Source organism: Bradyrhizobium sp. 31Argb (assembly GCF_043638955.1).
Classification (GTDB): domain Bacteria; phylum Pseudomonadota; class Alphaproteobacteria; order Rhizobiales; family Xanthobacteraceae; genus Bradyrhizobium.
Window position 1 is genome coordinate 1 of the sequence record NZ_JBEGDB010000687.1, and the last position, 643, is coordinate 643.

1 protein-coding gene is annotated in these 643 nt (G+C 66.9%); it reads left to right on the plus strand.

What is annotated here, in order from left to right; all coding sequences use genetic code 11:
* Window positions 1-643, plus strand: a 643-nt coding sequence (locus AAFX91_RS42285) for a condensation domain-containing protein (RefSeq protein ID WP_394570425.1), incomplete at both ends; no start/stop codon positions are given.

Here is a 643-nt window from a genome sequence, read left to right on the forward strand (position 1 = left end):
CACGACCACTTCTTCGAGCTGGGCGGGCATTCGCTGTTGGCGGTGCAGCTGATGGAGCGGCTGCGGCGGCTGGCGCTGGGGGTCGAGGTGCGGACCTTGTTTGCAAAGCCCGTGCTGGCGGATCTGGCGGCGAGCCTTGGCCGTCATCAGGCGGTGGCGGTCCCGGCGAACCTGATTCCCGAGCAGAGTACGGCGATCACGCCAGAGATGCTGCCGCTGCTCGAGCTGACGCAGGAAGAGATCGAGCGGATCGTCGCCACGGTGCCGGGCGGGATCGGCAACACCCAGGACATTTATGGGTTGTCGCCGCTGCAGGACGGCATCCTGTTCCATCATCTGTTGGCGACAACGGGCGATCCCTACCTGCTGGTCTCGCAGATGGCGTTTGCCGATCGAGAGCTGTTGGAGCGCTATCTTGGTGCGGTTCAGCGGGTGGTGGATCGGCACGACATTCTGCGCACCTCGTTTGTCTGGGAAGGGCTGTCGCGCCCGGCCCAGGTGGTGTGGCGCCGCGCGCCGCTGGCGGTGACCGAGGTCGAGCTGGATGGCGCTGGTGGTCCCGGCCACGCGCAGCTCAGGGATCGGTTTGATCCGCGCCGGCAGCGCATCGAGCTTGGCCGGGCGCCGCTGTTGCGGTTTGTGA